The organism is Lacrimispora xylanolytica (genome assembly GCF_026723765.1).
Classification (GTDB): Bacteria; Bacillota; Clostridia; order Lachnospirales; family Lachnospiraceae; genus Lacrimispora; species Lacrimispora xylanolytica.
In genome coordinates this window covers 3,241,953-3,265,597 of record NZ_CP113524.1, presented here as the reverse complement: position 1 = coordinate 3,265,597, position 23,645 = coordinate 3,241,953, and the positions used below count along the sequence as shown (strand labels likewise).

Sequence of the window (23,645 nt, the reverse complement as noted above, 5' to 3'; positions counted from 1 at the left end):
AATAACATGCGTAAAAACAGTATAAAGAATACAAGAATCAATATGGAAGTCCAGAGGGAGTTAAGCCAGATTATCCGTCTGGAAATCAAGGATCCAAGAATCCACCCTATGACAACTGTAATTGCCGTTGAGGTAACTCCAGACTTAAAATTCTGTAAGGCTTATATCAGTATTCTGGGAGATGAGGAAGCCGGCAAAGCGACCATTGAAGGTTTAAGGAGCGCAGAAGGCTATATCCGCAGAGAACTGGCAAGAAGAGTCAATCTTCGCAACACACCTGAAATTAAATTCATTCTGGATCAGTCCATTGAGTATGGCGTTAACATGTCCAGACTGATTGAAGAGGTTACAAAAGACATCAAAGATTAAGGAGGTGCACCTTTGAGTTACCTTGATACAATCCTTGAAGATGTAAAAAATGCGGCCATTATGGGCCATGTCAGACCAGATGGGGACTGTGTAGGTTCCTGTCTGGCAACATATAATTACTTAAAAGAAAACTATCCTCAGATAGAGACGGTGGTATACTTAGAGAAGCCATCGGATAAATTTAATTATTTAAATCATTTTGACCGAATTGTCAGCGATTTTTCAAAAGACAAGGAGTATGACCTGTGTATTTGTCTTGACTGCAGCGATACCCTTCGCCTTGGAGAAGCGGTGAAGTATTTAAATACGGCAAAAAAAAGCATCTGTGTAGACCACCACATCACCAACATCGGCTATGCCGGTGAAAATATTGTGGAAGGACATTCCAGCTCAACCTGTGAAGTGCTTTACGGCCTTCTTGATGAAGCTAAGATCAGCAGGGAAGTGGCAGAATGTATCTATACCGGCATCATACATGATACCGGAGTATTCAAATATGACTCTACATCCAGAAAGACCATGGAAATAGCCGGAAAGCTGATGGAAAAAGGAATTAATTTTTCCAGAATCATCGATGACAGCTTTTACCGAAAAACATATATTCAGAATCAAATTCTTGGAAGGGCACTGCTGGAAAGCATAACCTTTCATAACAGCCAATGTATCTTCAGCGCAATCAGCAAGAAAGACATGGAGTTTTACGGTGTCTCAGGAAGTGATATGGATGGAATCATCGACCAGCTTAGGATAACGGAAGGTGTGGAATGTGCCATCTTTATGTATGAGACTGCCTGCAGAGAATATAAGGTAAGTCTTCGTTCCACTTCTGATCTTGATGTGAGTAAAATCGCTGTATACTTTGGCGGAGGCGGTCATAAAAAGGCTGCTGGCTGTACAATGACAGGAAGCGTTCACGATGTGATCAACAATCTATCAGATCAGATCGCAAAACAGCTTAATTAGGAGAACGGACGATGGCAGACGGCATCATCAATGTGTATAAAGAAAAAGGATTTACCTCTCATGACGTCGTGGCGAAAATGAGAGGTATTTTAAAGCAGAAAAAGATAGGACATACCGGTACCTTAGATCCCATGGCAGAAGGAGTGCTTCCTGTCTGTCTTGGTAAGGCGACCAAGCTCTGTGATATGCTGACGGATAAGACGAAAACATATGAAGCAGTCCTACTTCTTGGAAAAGAAACTGACACTCAGGATGTGACAGGGACGGTTCTTGCTGAATATCCGGTTCATAGAGAGGAAGAGGAAATCCGTGAGGCGGTATTAAGCTTTCTGGGGCATTATGACCAGATTCCCCCCATGTATTCTGCCCTGAAAGTAGACGGCAAGAAGCTTTATGAGCTTGCCAGAGCAGGAAAAGAAGTGGAGCGGAAGGCAAGGCCCGTAGAGATACTGGAAATCCGGGTGGATAAAATAGAGCTTCCCAGAGTCACTATGACAGTGACCTGCTCCAAGGGAACTTATATCCGGACCCTTTGCTATGATATTGGAAGAAAGCTGGGCTGCGGCGGCTGTATGGAGTCATTGACCCGTACCCAGGTCTCAGGATTTTGTCTGGAGGAGAGCCTTACTCTGTCCCAGATTGAAGCGCTTAGAGACGAAGGAACTTTGGGAGAACGTATCCTTGCTGTGGACAAGGTATTTGAGAATTATCCCGCCATTGTCATGAAACCGGAATTTGATAAGCTGGTTCATAATGGGAACCCATTTTTAAGAAATCAAGGGATGGAAAGCTCTGTAACGGTGGACGGACCGGTGAGAGTTTATGACAGTGAGAATCATTTTATTGGAGTTTATGAGCCTGACAGAGAAAGGAACTTGCTTAAGCCCCAAAAGGTATTTCTGGGAGGAAAATAAAGATGGAGTATATAACCGGAACCAGGAAATTTCAGATCGAAGAACCATCGGTGGTCACACTTGGAAAGTTTGACGGACGCCACAGGGGCCACCAGAAGCTTCTTCGGGAGATGGCAGAAGTAAAAAAGGAAAAAGGATATCAGATTGCCGTTTTTACCTTTGACATGTCACCAAGTATCCTGGATTCAGAAAGCACGCAGCGGGTCATTACTACGAATCTGGAGAGAAAAAACAATCTGGAGCGAATCGGCATCGACTATCTGGTAGAATACCCCTTTACCATGGAAACCGCCCATATGGACCCGGAGGAATTTGTAAAGGAAATACTGGTAGGTCAGATGAATGCAAAGACCATAGTAGTCGGCACGGACTGCACCTTTGGCTATCTGGGAGCAGGAAATGCGGACAGCCTAAATCAGTGGAAGGACCGGTATGGTTACGAATTAATTGTCATTCAAAAAGAAAAGGATGATCACCGTGATATCAGCAGTACATACATCAGAGAGCTGCTGGATGCCGGAAATATGGAAAAGGCCAATGAGCTCTTAGGTGAGCCTTATTCCATTCATGGAAACGTAGTTCATGGCAATCATCTGGGAGGCCCGGTCTTAGGCTTTCCTACTGCGAATATTGTACCGGAGCCGGAAAAACATCTGCCGACCTTTGGCGTTTATGTATCCAGAGTCTATATAGAAGGCTGCTATTATGGAGGGATTACCAACATCGGAAAGAAGCCCACCGTGGAAGGTGGATCCCCCGTAGGAGCAGAAACTTACATTTATGGTATAAATAGGGATATTTATGGAAAGACTATAGAAGTACAGCTATTGCACTTCGTCCGCCCTGAACGGAAATTTGACGGATTGGAGCAGTTAAAAGTGCAGATAGAAAAAGACAGGGACTATGGAATGGAGTATTTAAAGAGCCGTTCTGAGGAACTGAATATCCAGTTGTAAAAGAAAGGCGGCCACACCGCCTGGTTAAAAATGAATAACTTGCGAAGGAACGTGCATATGACTGACAAAGCATGGAAAATGCTGGGCTTCGCAATCGCATGCGGCAGTGCCGTATGGATTGCAACAGCAGATGTGCAGGCCGCAGGAACCAAGACGACTGTGACTACCGGTACTCCGGTAGCTGGAATCGATGTCTATATGGACAAGTACCAGAAAAGCGAAAAACAGAAGTCAGAAGAAAAATCGGCCGGTCTTACGCAGGAAAAAATGAGAATAGGAACCTTTCAGACCATATTCAGTAATCTTGGAGTGGCAGTCGTAGAGGATTCCTTAAATATCAGAAAAGAACCAAAGAATGATGCGGAAATCGTAGGAAAATTAAAAAGCCATTCCGGAGCCAGCGTGCTGTCGGAGGAAAATGGCTGGTATAAGATAAAATCAGGACAAATCACTGGTTATGTGTATGGACAGTATCTGGTGACTGGAAAAGAAGCAAGGGCCATCGCTTATTACGATATGAAGCTGATGCTTCGTGTTAACACCGATACCCTTCGTGTCAGGAACCAGCCAAGTACCGATGCCCAGATTTTAGGAAGAATCCATGAGGGAGAAACCTATCGGTTCCTTTCTGGAAGTGATGGCTGGGCCAAGATAGAATATAAGGGCCAGGCTGCCTATGCCTATGTGCCGGAATTTGCCACCATAGCTTACACCATACCGGAAGCAGAGAAAAACAGTGACATGCGTACCCAGGTTGTAAATTATGCGGTTAATTTCGTTGGAAAGCCTTATAGGTGGGGAGGCACCGATCCAAATACCGGTGCAGACTGTTCTGGTTTTGTCCAGTATGTTATGGAGCATGCGGCAGGAGTACAGCTTGACAGAACTTCAAGGCAACAGGCGGCAGAGGGAGAGGCAATTCCAGCCTCCAACATGGAGCCGGGGGACTTGTTGTTCTATTCCAGTGGAAGCCAGATCGACCATGTGGCTATGTACATCGGAAAAGGCCAGATCGTTCATGCAGCAAACCGAAGAAGCGGGATTAAAATTTCCTCGTGGAATTACAGGAAACCGGTTACCATACGCCGGGTGATCCAATAGTGAAACCTGTTAAAAAATCGATATACGACCGCACATGTAAAAGAAAAGGAACTGTAACCATTTAGCCATATATAAGGGCTTTGTGGTCACAGTTCCTTTTTGGTGTATGAATTTAGAATAAATTTTTTTTAGTTTCCGTATACCTTCCATTCAAGGATACCGGTAGAGCTGGTTCCTTTTGATTCCATAACAATGGAGATTGCATAGGTTGTGACTGGTGTAAAGGTCGTGGTGTTATATTGATTGGTCTTTGTACCAAGGCCTTTTGGATTCTTTATATCCTGCCATGCACTTCCATCCCAGTAATACATACGGTAAGATGCGGGCACATCAATTCCCTGACCATCTTTAAACCAATAAATATCACTGCCTGTGATGGTGTGAGTCTCATTAAATGTATACTGTACCCATTGAGAACCGGTCTCCGGCCAGTTGCCGTAAACAGCGCCGCTTCTGTCATTTGAGCTGGTAGGGTCGATTCCATCATTTAATGCAAGGATGCTTTCCCAATCAGAAACATAAGAGGCTGTAGGAGTTGCCAGTCCTGCGATGTTCTTTTGCTGTGGGGTAGGATCTGGGTCGGGGTCAGGATTTGGGTTCTGGCCGTTGGAGGCCTGAACAAAGGTCATCTCAGAGCCTGCGTTGCTGATCTGGGATATTTCAAGACCAGAGGCTGACTGATTCCACCATTTGGAATTTGGAGTGGTGCTGCTGGTAAAGGAATCCTTGTATCCTTTCCGGAATAAGTCTCCCCTGTTTCCGCCGTTCCTATTTCTCTCCATATCATAATTTCCATCGGCCTGTTCCAGAGAAACTAAGTAATGGTTACTCGGTGTCATTTCATTTCTGGAGTTATTTCCTTTTTCATCAATATGCCAGATGGCAAGTCCTGCATCAGGAAGGTCAGCATATCTGCCGGTTTTCTGAAGGTTCTCAATGAGGAAATACTCGTTTGACTGATTGCCTGACCATTTGTAGGTATAGGAATTACCGTTGCCGTCAGCAACTGCGGCAAACTTGGTTCCGGCATTGTATTCATTCATATTTATGGGAAGATTCCAGCGAGATATCACATTTCTGCAATATGGATCCGGTGGAACCGGATTTTTGTCATTTGCCACGGTACTCATTAAGCTGTACATACCAGTGCCCTGGGAATCACCATCGTAATCATAAAGATCCGGGTATCCGTAGATCATATGACCGCTTTCATGGCAGATGGTATAAAGAGACAAATCCCGTCCGATGTTAGTCATCTCATATTTCTGGATTCTTGCTCCATTGATATAATCTGACTTTGGATACCAGGCTTGATGAGGCCACAATCCCTTTGCCCAGCCTGCATCCGGAGTTCCGGCATAAAGAATGTTCACAGCTTTTAAGTATCCTTTAGAATCTGTGGTTAAAGAGGAAAGATTATATCCAGAGCTTTTCAGCCACTGAAATACTTCTTCTGCAAACTCATTGGATTTTGCGTAGGAGCCTGTCTGCTCATAAATGTCATCATAATATGTTTTCGGATGCTTTGCGGTATAGAAACCAATTAAATTATTGGTATAGGTGACTCTGCCGCCTGAGACATCATAATAATAATCCCTCACAGACCCATTGTTGTTAAAGCCCCGGTACCCGGTTTCGTTGAAGAAGCGTTCTATTTCGGATTGGGAAATATCGCTTTTTTTATCTGGGAAATCAACCAGGATCGTCAATCCCTTTACATCACCAGATGCGGCTACCTTGGAATCCAGCAGTGAATTTTCAAAACTGTTTTCTGATTTTGGGGTATTTTTAAAATCATTTCCATGAAGCCTGTTCCTCACTTCATCCGCCTGTTCCCTGATTGCATCGCTCTTGATCTTTAAATGCTTCTGAAGGCCGCCACCGCCCCGCTGAGGCTCGTCAGTGGATCTTCGTTCACTGCTTGTGTTGTAAACCGTTCCCGTAGACACATACTCTGTCTGGTCAGCGTTTAATTCTGCATAACAGATCCAGCCGTTTTCATCACGGATCAGCGTATATCCGTCCGGACTTTCAATATGCTGATAATACTCATCGCCTGTAATGGATACGGAAACCCTGGTTCCATCAGGCTGTGCTAATTCAAACTCTTTGTTGTTGTAAGGAGCAGCTAAAACAGCGTAGTTCGTCATGGAAGACATGGATACTACAGCTAATCCAGTTGCCAATAGCTTAATCATTTTACTCATTCATTTTCCCCTTTACTTTTTCTTTTGTAATAAACTGATATTGCTTTCAATGACTAATTTAAATTCACATGGGAATCACCTCCTTAAATTAATTTATTACTTGAAATTATTATCGAATTTATATTGCAATAGTTAATAAAATGCTATTAATATTAAGAATTATTAATGATATAGTTATATTTGCAAACATGTTGTTAAAAAACACAATATTAGTTAAATAAATCAGGAATTTTGACGATTAGAAGAGAAACTTTGTGAGAAAAATGAGAGCTGGAATCAGAAAAAAGAAGCCATTGCTCCATAAGCGGTCTTTCACTTATGAGCAATGGCTCCTTATGATTAATGTTTCTTTTTACCAAGGTAAGCTGCTTTCACGGATTCGTCAGCCAGAAGCTCTTTACCCGCACCGGATAAGGTGATTCTTCCGGTTTCCAGTACATATCCGATATCAGCCGTGTGAAGGGCCATATTGGCATTCTGTTCGATTAAAAGTACGGTCACGCCCTTTTTATTGATTTCCTTGATAATGGAGAACAAGTCCTTAACGATAAGAGGTGCCAATCCAAGGGAAGGTTCATCCATCATGAGGATTCTGGGGTGGCTCATTAAGGCTCTTGCGACTGCAAGCATCTGCTGCTCACCGCCGGATAAGGTTCCGGAGAGCTGCCAGCTTCGTTCCTTTAACCTTGGAAACAGGCTGTAGACCCAGTTGATATCGTCTTCCAGACTGTCGTTTCTTAAATAAGCCCCGATCTTAATGTTTTCAAGTACGGTCATATCGGGAAACACATGACGGCCTTCCGGCACTAGAGCAATGCCCTTGGATACGACCTGTGTAGTATCAAGTCCGATGAGCTCTTCTCCATCGAGAGTAATGCTGCTTCCGGCAGAAGGCTTTACAAGGCCTACAATGGAGCGGAGCGTGGTACTCTTTCCGGCGCCGTTGGCACCGATCAGGGTTACAATGCTTTTATCCGGCACTTCAAAGGAAATGCCCTTTACGGCTTCAATGCCCCCGTAGTTCACTTTTAAATTCTCAATCTTCAGCATCGTCACTCACCCCCAGATATGCTTCAATAACCCGTTCGTTGTTCTGGATTTCATCCGGTGTTCCCTGTGCAATCAGTTTTCCAAAATCCAGTACATAGATTCGGTCTGAGATCTGCATGACCAGATCCATATGGTGTTCAATCATAAATACAGTCAAATGATAGGTGTCCCGGATCTGCTTGATAAAATCCGTAAGCTCCTGGGTCTCCTGTGGATTCATACCAGCCGCAGGCTCATCAAGGAGAAGAAACTTTGGCTCGGTAGCCAGAGCTCTTGCAATCTCCAGACGTCTTTGCAGACCGTAAGGGAGAGAAGAGGCAATCTCATCCTTTAAGTGGAGAAGATTCTGCTCCTCCAAAAGAGCAGTGGCCTCTGCCCGCATCCGCTCTTCCTCCTTGTGGTTTAAACGAAGAGTGGCGGAAAACACATTTTGTCTGGCCCGCATATGCTTTGCAATAAGAACATTGTCGAATACAGTAAGCTGCCCAAAGAGACGAATGTTCTGAAAGGTTCTGGCTATGCCCTTCTGGGTAATCTTATCCGGTGTATTTCGGATCACGGTAATCGGTCTGGGAGTTACTTCACCCAAGTATGTTTTCGCCGCTTTTCCCTTGGGAGTATTAGAGAGAATGGTCTCTCCCATGAAATCAACCTTACCAAAGGTAGGCTCATAAATACCGGTAACACAGTTAAAGGCAGTTGTTTTTCCAGCACCGTTAGGACCAATGAGTGCCACGATTTCGCCCTGGTTTACATCAAGGGTGAGTCCGTTGACAGCTACTACGCCGCCAAACTGCATGGTAACATCCTCCATATGGAGGACATTGACTGGAGTTTTTGCTTCCGCTGACATTATATGTTTTCCCCCTTATGTGTTTTATTTTTCTTCTTTAATCTGTCTGGAATGCTGCGGATCAGCCTTCCAAGGCCTTCCCATGAAAACTCATTGCTTCCCATGATTCCACGGCGGTAGAAGAGCACCACTGCCATAAGAAGAATGGAGAAGATGACCATACGAAAGCCGGAACGGAACAGAGGAATGTCAATGCCTCCAATGGTAAGAGGATTGTCAAAGAATCGAAGCCATTCTCTTCCAGCAGTAACTAAAAATGCGCCGATGACGCTTCCTGTAATACTTCCGATTCCACCAAGAACGACAATAAGAAGAATGTCGTAGGTCAAGTTAATGGAGAAGGTCTTAGAATCAATGGAGCGCATGAATATAGCAAGAAGACCTCCGCCAACTCCTGTAAAGAAGGAGGAAATTACAAAAGCCAGCTCTTTGTAACGGAATAAATTAAGTCCCATAGCCTGAGCGGCCACCTCATCCTCACGAAGAGCCTTAAATGCACGGCCATAAGAGGAATTGATCAAAAGCACCATAAGAAGGATGCAGAGGGCACATAAGCCAAAGGCCACAAACAGGTTTGGAAAGCCTGGGATATTCTTAAGTCCATAAGAACCATTGGTGATTTTATTTAACTGTGGGGCAGAAATTACCGCACGGATGATCTCAGAAAAACCAAGGGTAGCAATGGCTAAATAATCACTTTTTAAACGAAGTACCGGAATCCCGATTAAGGCAGCAATGGCAGCAGAAAAAACTCCTGCTAAAATGAGTGCCAGCCAGAAGGGACACTGGAGATTTGCAATGGCTGGTGCGATTCCGTCTACATAATAAACGCTTGCACGGTTGTCTACTGGGATTGTCAGTATAGCAACCGTATAAGCACCGATTGCCATGAATCCGGCCTGGCCCAAGGAAAAGAGTCCGGTAAATCCGGTGAGTAAATTCATGGAAACAGCGACCACCGCATAGATGGCACTTCGTTCCAGAATGGAAATCTGATAGCTGTACTGAGCACTGTTAGCCTGTAAAATACCCAGGATTCCAATGACAAATAAAAGGGCGATCAGAGTATAGAGTCTGTTTTTGGATACTGCTTTTTTCTTCATAAAAGACACCTCACACTTTATCGGTTGTTTTCTCACCGAACAAGCCAGTAGGTTTGATCAGGAGAATGGCAATTAACAGAACAAAGGTAAATGCATCGCTGAAGGTAGAATACCCGGTTGCAACCAGGGCAGTTTCTCCAAGTCCCAGGATAAAGCCTCCAATGACGGCACCTGGAATGCTGCCGATTCCTCCGAATACCGCAGCTACGAAGCACTTTAAGCCCGGCAGGGAGCCGGAGAATGGGAACACGGTCATACGGTCTGTAAAATAGAGGATAGAGCCGACAGCAGCTAAAAGAGAACCGATTGCAAAGGTAAAGGTAATGATCCGATTAATCTTGATTCCCATTAAAGAGGCAGTATCGTAATCCTTTGCCACAGCACGCATTGCCATTCCGATCTTTGTTTTGTTGATCAGGACCATAAGAACATACACAATAATGAGAGTAAGGACCGGTGTTAAGAAGGTAACGAAGGAAGCAGAAAGACCTCCGATCTGATAAATCTTCTTTAAGACAGGAAGTTCAGGATATCCCTTTGGAAGGGCAGTAAATAAGTATGTAGCAAGATTTTGCAGGAGGTAGGAAACACCAATGGCTGAAATCATAACAGACATTCTTGGAGCGGAACGAAGGGGGCGGTAAGCGACCCGTTCAATGGAAACACCAAGAACAACGGTGATGAAGAGCACCAGTGGAATGGAAATGAACCATGGAAAACTTGCCATGGCAAATATCATGAAATAGCCTGCCATCATAAAAATATCGCCATGGGCGAAGTTGATGAGGCGAAGGATTCCGTAAACCAGCGTATAGCCAATGGCTATGAGAGCATATGCACCGCCAAGGGAAATACCGGTCAGGCACTGCTGTAAAAAGGTTGAAAGACTCATGTGGCGAAAAGCCTCCTATCTGTGAAGTATATGGAAAAGGTACCCGTTACAAATGGAACGAGTGGGGAAGGAAATGCGTCCCCACTCATCCGGTGATGTTTGCATCATTGCGATGTAATTTGTTATTTTACGGTAGTTGTTGTCAGGAATTTGAATTTTCCGTTCTCAACAGTCTTAATAAATGCCATATCCTTTTTAGCATCTCCGTTCTCGTCAAAGGAGATATTACCGGTAACGCCTTCAATGGATACTCCCTTTAAAGCGTCTTTAATCTTTTCGCCATCGGTAGTACCAGCAGTTTCAATTGCCTTACATGCGCTTAAGTAAGCGTCATAGCCAAGGGCAGATACGGCTGGAATGATTTCATCCTGCTTCTGTTCCTTTAAGTAAGTTTTGAAACCAGAGATAAAGGAAGCAGCTTCGTCGTTGGCTGGCTCTGCTTCGTCAAAGAAAGTAGAAAGAACGATTCCGTCTGCGGAGGTTCCTGCATTGTCGATAACTGTTGAGTTCTCCCAGGTATCACCAGCAGCAATGGTAGCTGTGATTCCAAGCTCACGGGCCTGCTTAATGATTAAAGGGGCTGTTGTAATAGAAGAAGGAGCGAAGATAATGTCAGGGTTCTGCGCCTTAATGTTTGTAAGGATTGCTTTAAAGTCTGTCTGGTTAGTCTGGAACTGTTCTTCACTTACTACAGTACCGCCAAGCTTTGTAAAGGAGGTTTTAAAGAAAGAACCAAGTCCGGAAGAGTAATCATCTCCAAGCTGTGTAATAATGGCTGCCTTCTTTGCTCCGTTATCATTGGCATAGTTTGCCATAACCGTTCCCTGGAAGGGATCTAAGAAGCATACACGGAAGTAATAGTCATTTCCCTGGGTAACCTGTGGATTCGTACAGGAAGCGCCGATCGCCGGAATCTTGGCATCTGCAAAGATCTGTCCGGCGGCAATGGAAACACCGGAACCATAGCTTCCGATAACAGCAGAAACCTTCTGGCTTACAAGCTTCTGTGCTGCATTGACAGCCTCTGTTTTATCGGATTTATTATCTACTTCCACTAATACAACTTTATAGTCCTCTCCACCGATCTTCACGGTTGGGTGAACCTGGTTGGCGTAACGAACGCCTAAGACTTCCTGGAAGCCGCCGCCGCCGTTTTCTCCGGTGGTTGGCTCAAATACACCAATTTTTACAACCTTTTCGCCGCTGTTTGAAGATCCTGAGGAACCTGAGCTGCTGCAGCCGGCAACGAGAGAAGCGCTTAAGCAAGCAGCAAGAGTAAGTGCAAAAACTTTTTTCAATTTCATAATACATATCCTCCTTATGTGTATCTCCTATGAGCACAACTGTCTTCCCTGCGGACACACGTTGCATATTATTATAGCAGAAGATGAGAAAAGTGCAAGAAAAAAATAAAAGAAAATAATAATTTAAAGTAAATTCTTATTTTCGCAAAATTAAAATGGAGCCAGATTCTAAGTAAGAACCTGAACTCCATCGTTCGGTGTCATTATTTTTTATTTTCAACAGCTGCCTTGATGAAATCACGGAACAGCGGGTGAGGTCTGTTTGGTCTTGATTTAAACTCTGGGTGAGCCTGGGTCGCTACGAACCATGGGTGAGCCGGGATTTCTACCATCTCTACGATTCGTCCATCTGGAGAGATACCGGAAAGCTTCATTCCAGCTTTTGTTAAATCTTCACGGTAATCGTTATTTACCTCATAACGATGTCTGTGGCGTTCGTGAATCAGTTCTTCTCCATACACCTCAAAGGATTTGGAGGACTTGTCCAGAACACAAGGATAAGAACCAAGACGAAGAGTTCCGCCAATATCTTCAATATCATTCTGGTCTGGCATTAAATGAATCACGGGATGTGTGGTATCCATATCAAGCTCTGAGGTATGAGCATCGGCAAAACCGACTACATTGCGGGCAAATTCCACGATGGCCATCTGCATGCCAAGGCAAATGCCAAGGAATGGTATGTTATGTTCGCGGGCATATTGTATGGAAGAAATCTTTCCTTCGATTCCACGGCTACCAAAGCCTCCCGGAACAAGAATACCATTGACATCGCTGAATAATTCATCTGCATTCTCATTGGTCACGAGTTCAGAATCCACCCATTTAATGGTAACGTCGGCACGGTTATATACGCCGCCGTGTTTTAATGCCTCGACAACGGAAATATAAGCGTCATGAAGCTGAATGTATTTGCCTACTAATGCAATGGTCACTTCCTTTTCCGGATGCTTCCAGTTATCAATCATGGCAGCCCATTCTGCTAAATCAGGAGTAGGACATGGGAGCTTTAAACACTCACATGCGACCTGAGCCAGATGTTCTTCTTCCATAACAAGGGGAAGTTCATATAATACCTCAACATCCAGGTTCTGGATTACGTGAGTCTTGGGAACATTACAGAATTGTGCGATTTTGCTTCGGATTCCGTCATCAAGGGGCTGTTCGGAACGGCATACAATGATGTCGGGCTGGATACCCATTCCCTGTAAGTCTTTTACACTGGCCTGGGTCGGTTTGGTTTTTAGTTCTTCGGAAACTTTCAGATATGGAACCAGGGTCACGTGGATCAGCATTGCATTCTCGCGGCCTACTTCATGTTGGAATTGGCGGATTGCCTCTAAGAAAGGCTGGCTTTCGATGTCGCCTACCGTTCCGCCTACTTCTATGATAGCAATTTCTGTTTCAGAGGAATTGTGATTGTGGTGAAAACGGCTTTTTATTTCGTCGGTAATATGAGGGATAACCTGTACGGTGCCTCCCCCGAAGTCTCCCCGTCGTTCGCGGGTCAATACGGTCCAATAAACCTTACCAGTTGTAACGTTGGAATTTTTGGTCAGGCTCTCATCGATAAAACGTTCGTAGTGTCCAAGATCTAAATCTGTTTCTACTCCATCTTCTGTCACGAAAACTTCTCCATGCTGAACGGGATTCATGGTACCTGGATCAATATTGATATAAGGATCGAATTTCTGCATGGTGACTTTATAGCCTCGGGCTTTTAACAGTCGACCAAGCGATGCTGCGGTAATACCTTTGCCAAGTCCGGACACAACGCCTCCGGTGACAAATACGTATTTCACTGACATAACAGTGTAACCTCCTTCTGTGGTGATGGTATGGGGATGTTTTCAAAAAAGTGATTATACACCTATTCAAAAAAAAAATCCAGAGCCAAACATAAAAAACTAAAATAATTAAGTGGAAATTTTTTGGGTGGATTATATTTATATGGAAGTGGATGGTATTTCTTCTATTATATTATACCATTTGCTTTTCATTTTTATCGAAAAAGAAAAATGGGAAAAATATGATGAAAAAGGTTAAAAAACACCATACTATAATAGCCGCTTATTAATGATAATTAAGCCCGCTTATGGTGGAAAGAAATAGTGTAAAAAATGACATTTTTCTTATTGACAAGCCTTAAAACGATGTTATACTGGGTAATGTAAATTTTGCAATTTATAGAGGTTAACAACACCAAAGCGCACACGTTTGAGGAGGATTAGTTATGAAATCAAAGAAGTTGGTTGGTCTGGCTCTGGCAGGACTTATGGCTCTGTCATTAACCGCCTGCGGTAACTCCGGTTCCCCATCCGCTACAGCTACAACAAAAGCAGAAGGTCAGGCAACAGAAGCTGGTAAAACAGAAGCTGCTGACCCAAAAGGCAAAGTCGCCAAAGAAGATTTAAAGGTAGGATTTATTTACATCGGCGATGAGAACGAGAGCTACACAGCCGCTCATTACAATGGTGCCCTGGATATGAAGAAAGCCCTTGGCTTATCCGATGACCAGATCATTGTAAAATGGAACGTTCCAGAAGACGAGAGTGCAAAAGATGCGGCTATGGATCTTGCGGATCAGGGCTGCAACATCATTTTTGCCAACAGCTTTGGTTACGAATCCTATATTATAGAAGCTGCAAAAGAATATCCAGAGGTTCAGTTCTGTCATGCAACCGGATATCAGGCAAAATTAAGCGGCTTAAGCAATATGCATAATTATTTTACTAACGTATATGAATCCCGTTATGTATCCGGTGTCGTAGCTGGACTTAAGTTAAACCAGATGATTCAGGATGGAAAAGTAAAAGAAGACGCAGTAAAGATCGGTTATGTAGGCGCTTATCCATACGCAGAGGTAATCAGCGGTTATACTTCCTTTTTCCTTGGCGTACGTTCCGTATGTCCGCAGGCTACTATGGAAGTTAAGTATACCAACAGCTGGGGAAGCTTTGATCTGGAAAAAGAAGCAGCCGATGCTTTGATTTCCAATGGCTGTGTATTAATCAGCCAGCATGCAGATACCACTGGCGCTCCTGTTGCTTGTGAAGCAGCCGGCGTTCCAGATGTAGGCTACAACATCTCCATGCTTGCAACGGCTCCTAAGACTGCACTTACTTCAGCCTCCATCAACTGGGCTCCATACGTGACCTATGCAGTACAGAGTGTGATTGACGGCAAGGCCATTGACACAGACTGGTGCCAGGGCTACAAGGACGGAGCTGTTTCCATTACCGAACTGAATAAGGATGCAATAGCTCCTGGAACGGAAGAGAAGGTAAAAGAAACAGAAGATGCCATTAAGGCAGGAACCCTTCACGTATTTGATACTTCTACTTTTACAGTAGGCGGCAAAAAGCTTGAAACCTATAAAAAGGATGGAAGTGACGTGGAATACGTATCCAATGGATATTTCCATGAGTCTGAATTCGGTTCTGCACCGGCATTTGATATCTTAATTGATGGTATTACTACCATTGATAAATAAATGCTCAGACGGAAATGAGTCAGGCTTAAAAGCGGCGCCAGATATTTTGGCCCCGCTTTTTGCTATTAAAGAATGGAATGGGAAAAGCAGGAAAAAATGAAACGGAGGATGTCCCGGTGAACGATAATTATGCCATTGAACTGAAAAATATCACCAAACGGTTTGGCAAGGTAACTGCCAACGACAAAGTCTGCCTGTCTGTAAAGAGAGGAGAAATACTTTCGATTCTGGGGGAAAACGGAAGCGGCAAAACAACACTTATGAATATGATTTCCGGAATCTATTACCCTGATGAGGGGCAGATTGCGGTGAATGGAAAAGAGGTATCCATACGGTCTCCCAAGGATTCCTTTGATTTAGGAATTGGTATGATTCACCAGCATTTTAAGCTGGTTGAGGTGTTTACTGCTGCGGAAAACATCATTTTAGGCCTACCGGGACAGGAGCTTCTTGACCGGAAAGCAGTCAGCGATAAAATCAACAGCCTCACCGCCAAATACGGATTTGATTTAGACCCTGACCAGAAGATTTACACCATGTCAGTGTCCCAGAAGCAGACCGTTGAGATCGTTAAGCTGTTATACCGTGGGGTGGACATCCTTATATTAGATGAGCCTACGGCAGTACTTACCCCTCAGGAAGCGGACCGCCTCTTTGCAGTACTCCGCAACATGAGAAAAGCAGGTCATTCCATTATCATCATCACCCATAAGCTCAATGAAGTACTTACCTTGTCTGACCGGGTATCGGTTCTTAGAAAGGGCCAGTATATCGGTACCATCGAGACAAAAGAAGCGACAGAAGAATCCTTGACCGAAATGATGGTAGGAAAAAAAGTTAGCTTGAACATAGAACGTCCGGATCCTGTTTCCCCGGAAAAAAGACTGGAGATACATGGGCTTACCTGTGTAAGCAAGGAAGGGATCACCACCTTGGAAAACGCCACCTTTGTCGCTAACAGCGGAGAGATTCTTGGAATTGCAGGCGTCGCAGGAAGCGGCCAGAGAGAGCTTTTAGAGGCCATTGCGGGACTGATTCCAACCACCAGAGGTTCTGCCCTTTATTACCCTCCGGAAGGCGGAGAAAAGGAACTGACCGTTATGAGCGCAGCCGATATTGCAAAGGCTGGAGTCCGGCTTTCCTTTGTTCCGGAAGACCGTCTGGGTATGGGACTTGTTGGTACCATGGATTTAACGGATAATATTATGCTTCGAAGCTACAAAAAAGGCCGTTCCTTTTTTGCAGACCGAAGATCTCCAAAGGCACTGGCAGAAAAGCTGATTCATGAGCTTGGAATTGCCACTCCGGGAACTTCAATACCAGTACGAAAGCTGTCAGGCGGTAATGTTCAGAAGGTATTAGTCGGACGTGAGATCGCATCGGCACCATCGGTACTTTTAGTGGCATATCCGGTTCGCGGACTCGATATTCATTCCTCCCACACCATCTACAACCTGCTCAATGAGCAGAAAAAGAAAGGGACCGCTGTTATCTGTGTTGGTGAGGATCTTGATGTGCTCATGGAATTATGTGACAGCATCCTTGTGATGTGCGGCGGAACCATAAGCGGTATCGTTGACGGCAGAAGTGCCACAAAAGAAGAAATCGGAAAGCTGATGATGAAAACAGGAGGAAATCAGGAATGATGAAGGGAAAAGAGCCGCTGTTTCAAACGGCAAAGCGGGAATCCATTGAACCATGGAAGGCATGGATGATTCGCCTCATTGCGGTTTTTCTGTCTTTGGTAGTCTGTGCAGGAGTCATCGTGGCACTGACTGGACTGAATCCGATTGAAGTTTATAAAGGAATCTTTGAAGGAGCCGTAGGTACCAAGAGAAGAATCTGGATGACCATAAGAGATACCCTGGTGCTGCTTTGTATCGCAGTTGGTATCACTCCGGCATTTAAAATGAGATTCTGGAATATTGGTGCAGAAGGTCAGGTCTTAATTGGAGGCGTAACTTCCGCCGCTATGATGATCTATTTTGGAAATACTCTTTCTCCTTTTATATTATTTCCCCTCATGTTCCTTGGAAGCGCCATAGCAGCCATGATCTGGGCCTGCATTCCAGCTTTCTTTAAGGCATACTGGGATACCAATGAAACATTATTTACCTTGATGATGAACTATGTTGCCATGCAGGTAGTAACCTTTGGTATCATTTTCTGGGAAAATCCAAAGGGATCTAACTCCGTTGGAACCATTAACTCTGCGACAAAGGGTGGCTGGCTTCCAAAGCTCTTTGGTCTGGAATATGGCTGGAATCTTATCATTGTATTAGGGCTTACCATTGCCATGTATTTTTACTTAAAGCACAGCAAGCAGGGCTATGAAATCTCCGTCGTGGGAGAGAGCGGCAATACTGCACGCTATGCCGGAATTAACGTGAAAAAAGTAATTATGAGAACCGTAGCTCTTTCCGGTGCCTTATGTGGAATTGCCGGATTCATCATCGTAAGCGGTGCCAGCCATACGATTTCCACCAGTACGGCAGGCGGCAGAGGATTTACTGCCATCATCGTTTCCTGGCTCAGTAAATTCAACACCTTTGCCATGATCATTGTTTCCTTCTTCCTTGTATTCATGCAAAAGGGAGCCGGACAGATCGCCTCTCAGTTCAATTTAAATGAAAATGCTTCCGACGTTATTACCGGCATCATTCTTTTCTTTATTCTGGGCTGTGAATTCTTTATTGACTATGAAGTAAGGTTCCGGGGCGGCAAACGTTCATCGGCAGAATAGGAAGGAGTAATAGATCATGGGACTTTTGGTAATCTTTATTCAAAAAGTGATCGGTCAGGGAATCGGAATTCTCTATGGCGCACTTGGAGAAATCCTGACAGAAAAATCAGGTAACTTAAATCTGGGGATTCCGGGCATGATGTATATGGGAGGCATTGCAGGACTGATCGGCGCCTTTTTATATGAAAATTCTACAGCGGCTCCCAATGGACTGGTTGGCGTGCTGATTTCCTTTTTATGTGCCTTTTTGTGTGCTGCATTTGGCGGACTGATTTACAGCATACTGACCATAACCTTAAAGGCAAATCAAAACGTAACCGGACTTGCACTGACTACCTTTGGTGTGGGATTTGGCAACTTTTTCGGCGGCTCTCTTTCAAAGCTTGCAGGCGGTGTTGGACAGATCTCTGTTGCAGTGACCGGACAGGCATTTAAGACTCCCATTCCAGGACTTTCTAAGCTTGGCGTCTTGGGACAGGCTCTGTTTTCTTATGGTTTTCTTACGTATCTTGGCGTTGCACTTGCAATCGCACTTGCACTTTTCTTAAATAAAACGAGAAAAGGCCTGAACTTAAGAGCCGTAGGAGAGAGCCCGGCGACTGCGGATGCAGCAGGAATTCCTGTTACTGCCTACAAGTATCTGGCAACCTGCATTGGCGGCGGTTTAAGCGGTCTTGGCGGTCTCTACTTTGTAATGGAATATTCCGGAGGAACCTGGACCAATAACGGTTTTGGTGACAGAGGCTGGCTTGCCATCGCTCTAGTCATTTTTGCCCTTTGGAAGCCGGTAGGAGCCATCTGGGGTTCCTTGCTGTTTGGTGGACTTTACATCCTATATTTATATATCCCAGGCTTAAGCCGTGGGTCACAGGAAATATTCAAAGCACTGCCTTACGTTGTAACCATTATCGTGCTCATCATTTCCAGTTTAAGGAAAAAAAGGGAACACCAGCCACCGGAAAGTCTTGGTCAGGCATATTTCCGTGAGGAACGGTAAATTACATTTTTGAAAAATAAAACCAGTCCGGGTGTTTATAAGGATTTTATAATTCTTTTCTTGATTTATGGGGAGACTGACACTATAATGATAGAGATATATAATGGGTAGAAACTATCCGGATTGGAGACTTTACACAGATGGATAACAAGAATCAGAATCAAAACAAGATGCCGAAAAATACCCAGGCCATCGTTATATGGGTCGCTGCGTTTCTGATTGCCGTAGCAGGAATTTCTTATCTGCACAATGCAATTACAACGAGGACCAATAAAGAACTGAGTTACGACACCTTTATGAATATGGTTGATGCGAAACAAGTAGAGTCTGTTCATGTAGACGATACAAAGATTACCATTACGCCTAAGAACACCTGGGAAGGATACAAGCCCGGAGTCAGCTATTACACGGTTCGTATGGACTCTGACTCAAAGCTGGTAGAACGGCTTTATGATGCAGGTGTAGATATCGTAAGGACTCGAAAAGACAGCAATTTCTTCATTCAGACCATAGTCAGCTATCTGCTTTTATTTGCAGCCATGGGATTCTTATTGAACTTCATGATGCGCCGGGTTGGCGGCGGCGGACTGATGGGAGTTGGAAAGAGCAACGCCAAGGTCTATGTGCAGAAGGAAACCGGTATCACCTTTAAGGATGTGGCGGGAGAAGACGAGGCAAAGGAATCCTTAACTGAGATTGTAGATTTCCTTCATAATCCGGGGAAATATACGAAGATTGGAGCCAAGCTTCCAAAAGGTGCCCTCCTTGTAGGCCCTCCGGGAACAGGTAAGACCCTTCTTGCCAAGGCAGTAGCAGGAGAGGCTCACGTGCCCTTTTATTCCCTGTCAGGTTCCGATTTTGTTGAAATGTTCGTAGGTGTGGGTGCTTCCCGCGTCCGTGATTTATTCAAACAGGCCCAGGAATCCGCTCCCTGTATAATCTTTATCGATGAAGTGGATGCCATCGGAAAAAGCCGTGATTCCAGGTTTGGAGGCGGTAACGATGAGAGAGAACAGACACTCAACCAGCTTCTTTCAGAGATGGATGGATTTGACTCTTCCAAGGGTCTTTTAGTCCTTGCGGCGACCAACCGTCCGGAGATTCTAGATCCGGCTCTTTTAAGACCAGGTCGTTTTGACCGCCGTATTATCGTGGATAAGCCCGATTTAAAAGGCCGTGTGGATATTTTAAAGGTTCATGCAAGAGACGTTCTTCTTGATGAGACCGTTGATCTTGATGCCATCGCTCTTGCAACCTCTGGAGCCGTTGGTTCTGATCTTGCAAACATGATTAACGAATCCGCCATTCTGGCAGTTAAGAACGGACGTCATGCCGTGGCACAGAAGGATTTATTTGAGGCAGTTGAGGTAGTGCTGGTTGGTAAAGAAAAGAAAGACCGTGTTCTTAATAAGGAAGAACGCCGTATCGTTTCCTACCACGAGGTCGGCCATGCCCTGGTCAGTGCCCTGCAAAAAGATGCAGAACCAGTACAGAAAATCACCATTGTTCCAAGGACCATGGGTGCTCTGGGATACGTGATGCAGGTACCGGAAGAAGAGAAATTCTTAAATTCCAAAAAAGAGCTTCATGCCATGCTGGTAGGCTATCTGGCTGGCCGTGCGGCTGAAGAAATCGTATTTGATTCCATTACCACAGGAGCTGCCAATGACATAGAGCAGGCAACTAAGATTGCCAGAGCTATGGTGACTCAATACGGTATGTCAGATAAGTTTGGTCTTATTGGACTTGCTACCAAGGAAGACCAGTACTTAAGCGGCCGTACTGTGATGAACTGTGCAGAAGCAACTTCTTCCCAGGTAGATGACGAAGTAATGAGAATGCTGAAGGAAGCCTATGAAGAAGCCAAATCCCTGCTGATGGAGAATCGTGATGTCATGGATAAGATTGCAGAGTTCCTGATTGAAAGAGAAACCATTACTGGTAAGGAATTCATGAAGATTTTCCGGGAGGCAAAAGGAATTCCTGAACCGGATGAGAAAAAGAAGGATGCTGAGGGGGAAGACAAAGCAGAACTTTCTGACGGTCTTACAGACTGGGTTGAAGAAAAGGAAGCTGAGAAAGAATCAGATTCTCACCTTGGAGATAATAAAAATTAGATGAATCAAACCGCTGTTAGCTAAGGCTGCAGCGGTTTTTTTATGGAATTTAAAAAATAATTGTCTAGGACTATAGCTGTTATTTTGTCCCTTGATATACGCTAACACTTGCCTTATGACTAGATTTTACAATATTTGACAAATATCTGCTATTTGTTATATAATTCAAATACGATTTGGAAAGAAACGGTTAGAAAAATACAAAGGATAAGTGGGGGATATGACCATGGAAAGGAAGAGTCAATTATTACAAAAGGCTATTAGAAAAAAAGAGGAAGGCCAGGTTTCAACTGGAAAGAAACGATCCATTAAAAAGACATTGTTAATTGGTATCATCAGTCTCTCAGTATCAATTTCGATTCTTTTTGGAGTAGTCAATGGTTTTATGTTTTATAGTGATACGAAAGATAACACCGATAAGCGACTGATGGAATCGGCCAAGGCTTATAGTCAGTCCGTGGAGAATGCCATTGAAGTCTATAAGACAAAGATTGAATCCGCATCCCAGTACACATCCATAACAGATCAGAATAAAAGCCCGGATCAGAGAAAAGAGGCTCTTGACAAGCTGGCAAAGCAATATGGCTTTATCGATTTGATTACAGCAGATGTCAACGGAAAAGCCAGCAATGGAAGCGATATAAGCAATCAGGAATATTTTATCCAGGCAATGAAGGGAGAGACCTATCTTTCTTCCACCTTCCACAGCGAGGTGCTTGGAAAAACCATTCTGGTGATTGCCACGAAAGTCAATAACGGACAATTCAACGGAATTATATCTGGAGCCATGGATGCGGATACGTTCAGCAACATGATTGACGGAGTTTCCATAGGTAAATCAGGCTATGGTTTTATTGTGGATAAAACAGGTAAGGTGGTTGCCCATAAAAACAGAGAGACCGTAGCAAATGAGACCAACTATATTGAAATGGGAAAAACGGACAAAGCGTTTTCTGTTCTCTCTAATAATATTCAGGATATGGCAAAAGGAAATACAGGTATCCGGCAATCAGTCTTTAAGGGTAAAGTTCTGATTATGGGATATACACCGGTCACCAATACCGATGGCTGGTCCATGGCAGTCGTTTCCGATAAGTCAGAGATGATGATGGCATTTTATCAGTCTGTGGGTATGACTGCGTTTATGACGGTTCTGTTAATCGGGGTATCATTGCTCTTTGCGTTCCGCATTGCCACTCCTATTGTAACCCCCATCATCAATTTGGTGAAACGCATCGAGGCCCTGTCAGAGGGAGATTTACATACTGAAGTACCACAGGTAAGCTCAGGTGATGAGCTTGAAATCCTTTCTCAGTCCTTTACGCAGACGGTTAATACCTTAAATCAATATATCAATGAGATATCCATGATTTTAAGCGGACTGGAAAAAGGAGATTGTACCGTTACAACAACCCAGGATTATAAGGGTGATTTTGTAAAGATCAGGGATTCTTTAAATCGAATCACTTTAAATCTGAATTCCGTTTTTGGTAAGATAAAGGAAGCCTCAGAACGTGTGGCAGATGGCTCCAAGCAGATTTCAGATGCTTCCACGGCTTTGGCAGCAGGCGCTACGGAGCAGGCCGCTACGGTGGAAGAATTAAGCTCTTCCATAACCAGTGTTGCAAACAGAGCCCAGGAGAATGCAGCCAATGTTCAAAAAGCAACCGATTATGTGAAACAGGCCAGTGACGGAATGAATGAAGGCAATGCCTACATGGAGAGGCTGGATCAATCCATGAAGGAAATCGGACAGGCTTCCGATAAGATATCCAGCATAACCAAGGTGATTGAGGACATTGCATTCCAGACGAATATTCTGGCCCTGAATGCGGCTGTGGAATCTGCAAGAGCCGGCGAAGCAGGAAAAGGCTTTGCAGTCGTTGCCGATGAAGTACGGAATCTGGCTGGTAAATCTGCGGAGGCCGCCAAGCAGACAGCAGAGCTGATCGGACACTCTGTTGAGACCGTCTCAGAGGGAGGAAAAATTGCCCGTGAGACGACCCGTATCTTAAAGGAAGTGGCAGAGCATTCTGCACTGGTAGAAAAGACCATTCAGGAGATTGCAACTGCCTCTTATGAACAGGTGGAAGCCATAGATGAGATTAACCAGGGCCTGACCCAGGTATCTGTAGTAGTTCAGACCAATGCGGCTACTGCGGAAGAAAGTTCTGCATCCAGTGAAGAATTAGATGCCCAGGCTCAGTTATTAAAACAGGAAGTGGAAAAATTCCGTCTACAGGATATGGGAGCTGCCCCAGTCAAGGAGCAGGAGGCATTTGACAGCGGATATTCTGCATACAATGCTGTTTCCCATGATTCCCAGGAGATTGAGATTCCAGAAGAAGTACAGAGCTACCATTCTTCAAAATACTAATCATCATTATCAGCAGATACCATGAGAGGCAGATACCATCAGCCAGTATAATGTTATTGTAAGAAATGGAGATTTTTGCTATAATGTAAGGAGAAGCCTTAAAAAAACATAACGGCTGTCATGAACCTATGATAGCCGTTTCTTTTTGTCCGTTTCTGCAAAAAAGCCGCTGAAAGGTAAGAATCACAGCAGAAGGACGGGAGAGG

Annotated in this window: 18 protein-coding genes; 11 read left to right on the top strand and 7 right to left on the bottom strand. The window is 44.3% G+C overall.

Going from position 1 to position 23,645, the window contains the following annotated elements; genetic code table 11:
* The first annotated feature begins 6 nt into the window (after window positions 1-6).
* The 5 genes from rbfA to OW255_RS15245 are packed head-to-tail and all read left to right on the top strand — an operon-like array spanning window position 7 to window position 4,303.
* Entirely contained in the window at window positions 7-369 is a 363-nt protein-coding gene (gene rbfA / locus OW255_RS15265) for a 30S ribosome-binding factor RbfA (protein ID WP_268114552.1), read from the top strand.
* A 12-nt stretch (window positions 370-381) separates the two neighbouring features.
* Window positions 382-1,332 (top strand): DHH family phosphoesterase, encoded by a 951-nt coding sequence (locus tag OW255_RS15260; RefSeq protein ID WP_268114551.1) that lies wholly within the window; start codon window positions 382-384, stop codon window positions 1,330-1,332.
* An 11-nt stretch (window positions 1,333-1,343) separates the two neighbouring features.
* Window positions 1,344-2,246: a tRNA pseudouridine(55) synthase TruB gene (gene truB, locus OW255_RS15255; protein WP_024838506.1), complete on the top strand. Its 903-nt coding sequence runs from the start codon at window positions 1,344-1,346 to the stop codon at window positions 2,244-2,246.
* 2 nt (window positions 2,247-2,248) lie between these two features.
* Entirely contained in the window at window positions 2,249-3,202 is a 954-nt protein-coding gene (locus OW255_RS15250; protein WP_024838505.1) for a bifunctional riboflavin kinase/FAD synthetase, read from the top strand.
* A 57-nt stretch (window positions 3,203-3,259) separates the two neighbouring features.
* Complete coding sequence (locus OW255_RS15245; protein WP_268114550.1) at window positions 3,260-4,303, top strand: C40 family peptidase; 1,044 nt, start codon at window positions 3,260-3,262, stop codon at window positions 4,301-4,303.
* Between the two features lie 128 nt (window positions 4,304-4,431).
* Here the strand turns inward: OW255_RS15245 and OW255_RS15240 are convergent, their stop codons facing one another.
* The 7 genes from OW255_RS15240 to OW255_RS15210 all read right to left on the bottom strand — a co-directional run bounded on the left by OW255_RS15240 (window position 4,432) and on the right by OW255_RS15210 (window position 13,520).
* Window positions 4,432-6,510: a M6 family metalloprotease domain-containing protein gene (locus OW255_RS15240; protein WP_268114549.1), complete on the bottom strand. Its 2,079-nt coding sequence runs from the start codon at window positions 6,508-6,510 to the stop codon at window positions 4,432-4,434.
* A 339-nt stretch (window positions 6,511-6,849) separates the two neighbouring features.
* Window positions 6,850-7,560 (bottom strand): ABC transporter ATP-binding protein, encoded by a 711-nt coding sequence (locus OW255_RS15235; RefSeq protein WP_024838503.1) that lies wholly within the window; start codon window positions 7,558-7,560, stop codon window positions 6,850-6,852.
* Entirely contained in the window at window positions 7,547-8,413 is an 867-nt protein-coding gene (locus OW255_RS15230; protein WP_268114548.1) for an ABC transporter ATP-binding protein, read from the bottom strand. The genes OW255_RS15235 and OW255_RS15230 overlap by 14 nt, the downstream gene beginning before the upstream one ends.
* Window positions 8,413-9,516, bottom strand: a complete 1,104-nt coding sequence (locus tag OW255_RS15225) for a branched-chain amino acid ABC transporter permease (protein WP_024838501.1) — start codon at window positions 9,514-9,516, stop codon at window positions 8,413-8,415. The genes OW255_RS15230 and OW255_RS15225 overlap by 1 nt, the downstream gene beginning before the upstream one ends.
* A gap of 10 nt (window positions 9,517-9,526) precedes the next feature.
* Complete coding sequence (locus OW255_RS15220) at window positions 9,527-10,408, bottom strand: branched-chain amino acid ABC transporter permease (protein WP_024838500.1); 882 nt, start codon at window positions 10,406-10,408, stop codon at window positions 9,527-9,529.
* A 122-nt stretch (window positions 10,409-10,530) separates the two neighbouring features.
* Window positions 10,531-11,712, bottom strand: coding sequence for an ABC transporter substrate-binding protein (locus tag OW255_RS15215; protein WP_268114547.1), 1,182 nt, complete (start codon window positions 11,710-11,712; stop codon window positions 10,531-10,533).
* Between the two features lie 203 nt (window positions 11,713-11,915).
* Window positions 11,916-13,520: a CTP synthase gene (locus OW255_RS15210; protein ID WP_024838498.1), complete on the bottom strand. Its 1,605-nt coding sequence runs from the start codon at window positions 13,518-13,520 to the stop codon at window positions 11,916-11,918.
* Window positions 13,521-13,945: 425 nt separating this feature from the next.
* On the opposite strand from OW255_RS15210, the gene OW255_RS15205 reads away from it, so the two are divergent.
* The 6 genes from OW255_RS15205 to OW255_RS15180 all read left to right on the top strand — a co-directional run bounded on the left by OW255_RS15205 (window position 13,946) and on the right by OW255_RS15180 (window position 23,439).
* Complete coding sequence (locus tag OW255_RS15205; RefSeq protein WP_024838497.1) at window positions 13,946-15,205, top strand: BMP family ABC transporter substrate-binding protein; 1,260 nt, start codon at window positions 13,946-13,948, stop codon at window positions 15,203-15,205.
* Window positions 15,206-15,321: 116 nt separating this feature from the next.
* Window positions 15,322-16,851, top strand: coding sequence for an ABC transporter ATP-binding protein (locus tag OW255_RS15200; protein ID WP_024838496.1), 1,530 nt, complete (start codon window positions 15,322-15,324; stop codon window positions 16,849-16,851).
* Window positions 16,848-17,948 (top strand): ABC transporter permease, encoded by a 1,101-nt coding sequence (locus OW255_RS15195; protein WP_081752422.1) that lies wholly within the window; start codon window positions 16,848-16,850, stop codon window positions 17,946-17,948. Before OW255_RS15200 ends, OW255_RS15195 begins: the two co-directional genes overlap by 4 nt.
* 16 nt (window positions 17,949-17,964) lie before the next feature.
* Window positions 17,965-18,945, top strand: coding sequence for an ABC transporter permease (locus OW255_RS15190; protein WP_024838494.1), 981 nt, complete (start codon window positions 17,965-17,967; stop codon window positions 18,943-18,945).
* Window positions 18,946-19,085: 140 nt separating this feature from the next.
* Entirely contained in the window at window positions 19,086-21,062 is a 1,977-nt protein-coding gene (gene ftsH, locus OW255_RS15185; protein ID WP_268114546.1) for an ATP-dependent zinc metalloprotease FtsH, read from the top strand.
* 226 nt (window positions 21,063-21,288) lie between these two features.
* Window positions 21,289-23,439, top strand: coding sequence for a methyl-accepting chemotaxis protein (locus OW255_RS15180; protein ID WP_268114545.1), 2,151 nt, complete (start codon window positions 21,289-21,291; stop codon window positions 23,437-23,439).
* Window positions 23,440-23,645 lie beyond the last annotated feature (206 nt).